Origin of the sequence: Sphingopyxis sp. (genome assembly GCF_036402335.1) — a bacterium.
Taxonomy (GTDB): Bacteria; Pseudomonadota; Alphaproteobacteria; order Sphingomonadales; family Sphingomonadaceae; genus Sphingopyxis.
In genome coordinates, this window is the sequence record NZ_DASWTD010000132.1 from 1 (window position 1) to 5349 (window position 5349).

Genomic DNA, 5349 nt, shown 5'->3' on the forward strand with positions numbered 1-5349 from the left:
TTCGACGACCGCGCGGCCGCTTTCGTCGACGCGCAGGTTCATCGTCGCCTTGCGTCCGCATTCGCACACCGCTTTCAGCTCAACGAGCGCGTCGGCGATCCCGAGCAACGCCGCCGAACCCGGGAAAAGCTCGGCCGAAAAATCGGTGCGCAGGCCATAGCAGAGCACCGGAATATTCGCCTCGTCGGCGAGCCGCGCCAGCTCGAGCACCTGCGCGCGGGTCAGGAACTGCGCCTCGTCGACGAGTACGCAGGCGAGCGGCCGTTCGGCATGTTCGGCATTCACCGCTCCCCACAGATTGCTGTCGGGATCGAATTTATGGGCTTCGGCCATCAGCCCGATGCGGCTCGTCACCTGTCCGGCGCCATAGCGATCGTCGAGCGCCGCGGTCCACAGCATCGTTTCCATCCCGCGCTCGCGATAATTGAAATCCGCCTGCAACAGCGTCGTCGATTTGCCGGCATTCATGCTGGCGTAGTAGAAATAGAGCTTGGCCATGGCGCCCAATAGCGCGGACATGGCCAGCGCACCAGTTGCCAGAGCCCGGCGTCAGGACCCTAAAGCACGAGCCGCCAATGTTCGCTCTGCTCGGGCTTGCCGAACTCGTCGTGGGTTTCGGCGCTTTCGATCACAAAGCCATGGTCCGCGTAGATGGCACGCGCCGATGCGAGGACGGTGTGCGTCCACAGCACCAGTTCGGCATAGCCCGCCTCGCGCGCGAAGGCGATGCAGCGCCCGACGAGATCGCCGCCGAGCCCATGGCCGCGCGCCGCAGGGTCGACATAGAGCAGGCGCAGCCGCGCCACCGTGTCCGTCTCCGCCACGAGAAAGACGCTGCCGAGCAGTTCGCCGTGCCGTTCGGCGACCCAGCATTGCTCGCGGCGATCCTGAAAGTCGCGAACGAAACGGCTCGTAATCTCGCCGATCAGCACTTCCATCGTATCGCCCCACCCATAGGCATTGCGATAATAGACCGCCTGTTGCGCGGTGATCAGCCCCATGTCGCCCGGCTGCCACAGGCGGATCGCGGGCGGCGGCAGCGGAGCCCCCGCCAGCCGCGCCTCGATCCACGCCAGCCGCTCGGCCAGCCCGGCCTGCTCGTCGCGCGACAGGTGCGCAAGCGTCGCCGACGTCGATGCGGCCGTGGCCCGGTCGAGTTCGGAAAAAAATGTTTCGCCGACCGGGGTGAGCCGAACCGGATGCTCGCGCGCATCGGCACCACGCGTCCGCGCGATCCAGCCCTGCTGGGTGAAGCGGCGCAATATGCGGCTGAGATAACCGGGATCGACCGACAAAGCCTCGACGATGCGCTTCGACGCAAGCGGCTGTCCTTTTGCGATTTCGTAAAGAATCCGCGCTTCGATCAGCGACAGTTCGCTGCCCATATAGCCGGGGCCGAGCACCCCGGCAAAGCGGGTGTAGAAGCGGTTGAAGCGGCGCAACGCAGCAGTGGCGGCGTCGGGAGCGGCCGCGCGATCGTCGGCAAGGGGGAGGTTGACCGATGGCATGCCGACTGGATGAGGCAATTATTTGACTTTGTCAACTATCTCGCCGGGCCGGCCGCTTGACACGCTCGAACCCCCTGTCATGCTGCGCACCAAGAATGCAGCATTTTGAGTGGGGAGAGCTGCCATGCGGCTGATGCCGGTGACCGATGCGATGTTCCTGTGGGGCGAGAGTCGCGAGATGCCGATGCATATCGGCGGCATCAACCTTTACACCTTGCCCGATGGCGTCGACGAGACCGAGTGGCTCAACGACCAGCTTGCGCTCCTTCGCCAGTCGGAGGGCCTGCGCCGGCCGTTCAGCGAGGTGCTCAAGCTGACCCCGTTCGGGCAATATGGCCCGATCCGCCTCGAACCCGACCGCGACATCGACATGCATTACCACGTCCGCGCCGCAGCGCTGCCCAAGCCCGGACGGTACCGCGAGATGTTCGAACTCGCCTCGCGCCTCCATTCGGGACTGCTCGACCGGACGCGGCCCTTGTGGGAGATCACCCTGATCTCGGGCTTGCCAAACCGCCAGATCGCGACCTTCAAGAAAGTGCATCACGCATTGATGGACGGGGCGGCGAGCATCCATTTCTACAATTCGATGCTGTCGGCGGACCCCGCGGAACGGCGCGGCGCCTCGCCACTCTCGGTCGAGGCCTATGAAGCCTACAAGCGTCTCTTTCCGCCGCCGAAAAAGCCCGCGCGCCCGAGCCTGACCGATATCAAGGCGATCGGCGATTTCCTGAAGGAGCAATGGGGCAACAGCGTCGGGGTGACCAAGGCGCTCAACCAGTATCTGGCGGCGATGTTCGGCATCGGCGGCGACGGCCTCGCGACGCCCTTCGCCGGGGTACCGCGCACCAGTTTCAACCGCAACATCACCGGCGCGCGCCGCTTCGTCGCGCAGAGCTGGTCACTGGAACGGGTCAGGGCGATGGGCAAGGCCTATGACGGCACGATCAACGACGCGGTGCTCGGTATGTGCGCGGGGGCGATGCGCAAATATCTGCAATCGCTGAACGAGCTGCCCGACAAGCCGCTGAAGGCCATGGCGCCGGTTTCGATCCGGCCGAAGGACGATATCGATTCGGGCAATTCGGTCGCGTCGGTGACCGCCAATCTCGCGACGCATATTGACGATCCGGCAACGCGCATGGCGATGATCCAGGAGTCGATGAATTCGGCGAAGGCACAGCTCCGCGCGATGACCGCGGCGCAGATCCAGCTCTATACCGCGATCACCAGCTTTCCCATGATGCTGACCGCGCTGACGCGCACCGCTGACAAATTCCCCGCCTATTCGGTGACGATCTCGAACGTCCCGGGACCGCGCGAGCAGATGTACTGGAACGGCGCACGCCTCGACGGCATGTATCCCGCGAGCATCCCCGTCGACGGCATGGCGATGAACATTACCCAAGTGTCGAATTTCCGGAATATCGACTTCGGCATCACCGCGTGCCGGCGCAGCGTCCCGCATGCCCAGCGGATGATCGACTATCTGGAGGAAGCCCTGGTCGAACTGGAACAGGCGGCGGGGATCAAGGCGCCGAAGTCAAAAACCTAGGCCGTTCGCATCGAGCGAAGTCGAGATGCCCCTCGGCTTCGCGCCATCCTTCGTCGTGTCTCGACGTCGCGCGACACGAACGGAAGTTAGGCGTTGTCTTCGCCTTCCGGCGCGGCCAGATCCCGCGCCACTTTCGGGTCGCGCAGCAATTTTTCGATATGGCTCGCCTCGTCGAAGCTTTCGTCGGCGAGGAATTTCAGCTTCGCGGCATATTTCATCCGCACCTTCGACGCGACGGTCTTCTGCAGATAGGCGGTGTTGGTACGCAGCGCCTTCAGCACCGCTTCCTCGTCCTTGCCGAGCAGCGATTTCACGAACACCGTGGCGTGGCGCAGGTCGGGCGACATGCGGACTTCGGTGATGCTCACCGGATGCGTTGCGAGCACATCGTCATGGACGTCGCCGCGCGCGAGGATTTCGGACAGCAGGTGGCGGACCTGCTCGCCGACGCGCAGCACGCGGACCGAGGGGCCGCTATCCCTTTTCCGGTCCTTTTCGGTTTTCATCGCCTAATCCTTTGCCTCTTCGTCCAGTTTCGCGATGATCCGGGCGATCGAACGCATATTGCGCGCGGTCCCTTTGTGGCCGAGCCGCCGTTCGATCAACCGCGCGTGCAGCTTGCTGTCGGCCGCCCCGTCGCCAAAGTCGATGTAGAGTGCCCGGTCGCCGAGCGCGAGGCGCTCGTTCGGGCGAACGCGGTGGTCGGTCGCCAGTGCGTCGAACTGCTCTGCGGTCGGCTGGCCATCGAGGAACATCGTGTGGACGATGCGGTCCTCGTTCGTGCCCGCAAAGGGATTGTCGGCGATCGCCGCAGCAAGCTCGTCCCGATCGCGCACCAGCGCCGCGCTGGTCATATCGAACCGCTCATCGACCATGATCGACAATTTCTCTTCGAGCCCGCGCGTCGGCCGCGCGTCATGGTCGAACAGCACATTGCCGCTTGCCACGACGGTTTCGACATTGCTGAAGCCCTCGGCCTCGAACGCCGAACGCAGGTCGGCCATCGTCAGCCGGTTGCCACCGACGTTGATGCTGCCGAACAATGCCACATAGCGAGCCATGCCGGCACCTCCTGACCTGCGACGAGCGGACGCCCCTTACAGCGTCCGTTCGCGCATTTCGACTTCGAAGACTTCGAGGTTGTCGCCCGCCTTGATGTCGTTGGTATCCGACAGCACGACACCGCATTCGAGACCGGCGCGCACTTCGGCGACGTCGTCCTTGAAGCGGCGCAGCGACGCGATGGTGGTCGCCGAGACGATGACGTCGTCGCGCGTGAGGCGTGCATGCAGCCCCTTGCGGATGACGCCTTCGAGCACGAGCAGACCCGCGGCCTTGTCGCGCTTGCCGGCGGGGAAGACGTCCTTGACCTCGGCGCGGCCGACGACGGTTTCGATCCGTTCGGGGCCCAGTTCGCCCGCCATCTCTTTCCGGATTTCGTCGGTCAGGTGATAGATGACGTCATGGTACATGAAGCGCACCTTTTCGCGCTTCGCGATATCGCGCGCCTTGGCGTTCGGACGGACGTTGAAGCCGATGATCGGCGCCTTGGTCGCCGCCGCCAGCGTCACGTCGCTTTCGGTGATAGCGCCGGCGCCCGACTGGAGAATGCGGACGCGGATCTCGTCGGTCGACAGCTTGTTCAGCGCATTGGAGATCGCCTCGACCGAACCCTGCACATCGCCCTTGATGATGACCGGGAACTGGATGACGCTTGCCTTGTCGGCGAGCGCCTCGAACATGCCCTCGAGGCTGACCGGCGCCTGAACGGTACGCTTGCGCGTCGCCTGTTCCTGACGATAGGCCGCGACTTCGCGAGCACGCGCCTCATTCTCGACAACGGTGAGCGTATCGCCCGCCATCGGGACACCGCCCAGACCGAGCACTTCGACCGGCATCGACGGCGTCGCCGATTTGATCTGCTTGCCCTGATCGTCGATCAGCGCGCGGACACGGCCGCTTTCGGCGCCGCAAACGAAGATGTCGCCGACCTTGAGCGTCCCGCGGCGAACGAGGATCGTCGCCACCGGACCGCGCCCCTTGTCGAGCTGCGCCTCGACCACCGTGCCTTCGGCGGCGCGGTCGGGGTTGGCTTTCAGCTCCATGATCTCGGCCTGCACCGCGATCGCTTCGAGCAGCTTGTCGAGCCCGGTCTTCTTCAGCGCCGACACTTCGACATTCTGGACGTCGCCGCCCATTTCCTCGACGACCAGCTCATGTTCGAGCAGGCGTTCGCGGACGCGCTGCGGATTGGCGCCTTCCTTGTCGACCTTGTTGATCGCGACG

6 protein-coding genes are annotated in these 5349 nt (G+C 64.5%); 1 reads left to right on the forward strand and 5 read right to left on the reverse strand.

Annotation, left to right across the window (positions count from 1 at the left end):
* A partial coding sequence (locus tag VGD20_RS04150; RefSeq protein WP_331133236.1) for a thymidine kinase occupies positions 1–498 on the reverse strand: 498 nt, incomplete at its 3' end.
* A gap of 59 nt (positions 499–557) precedes the next feature.
* Positions 558–1508, reverse strand: coding sequence for a bifunctional helix-turn-helix transcriptional regulator/GNAT family N-acetyltransferase (locus VGD20_RS04155; RefSeq protein ID WP_331133237.1), 951 nt, complete (start codon positions 1506–1508; stop codon positions 558–560).
* 124 nt (positions 1509–1632) lie between these two features.
* On the opposite strand from VGD20_RS04155, the gene VGD20_RS04160 reads away from it, so the two are divergent.
* Positions 1633–3063: a wax ester/triacylglycerol synthase family O-acyltransferase gene (locus VGD20_RS04160; RefSeq protein ID WP_331133238.1), complete on the forward strand. Its 1431-nt coding sequence runs from the start codon at positions 1633–1635 to the stop codon at positions 3061–3063.
* An 86-nt stretch (positions 3064–3149) separates the two neighbouring features.
* On the opposite strand, the gene rbfA is transcribed toward VGD20_RS04160, so the two are convergent.
* From rbfA to infB, 3 genes are all read right to left on the reverse strand, one after another.
* The gene (gene rbfA, locus VGD20_RS04165) at positions 3150–3569 is read right to left on the reverse strand and encodes a 30S ribosome-binding factor RbfA (RefSeq protein WP_331133239.1); all 420 of its coding nucleotides are present in this window, start codon (positions 3567–3569) and stop codon (positions 3150–3152) included.
* A 3-nt stretch (positions 3570–3572) separates the two neighbouring features.
* Positions 3573–4124, reverse strand: coding sequence for a DUF1697 domain-containing protein (locus VGD20_RS04170; RefSeq protein ID WP_331133240.1), 552 nt, complete (start codon positions 4122–4124; stop codon positions 3573–3575).
* Positions 4125–4160: 36 nt separating this feature from the next.
* Positions 4161–5349, reverse strand: a 1189-nt coding sequence (gene infB, locus VGD20_RS04175) for a translation initiation factor IF-2 (RefSeq protein WP_331133241.1), incomplete at its 5' end; no start/stop codon positions are given.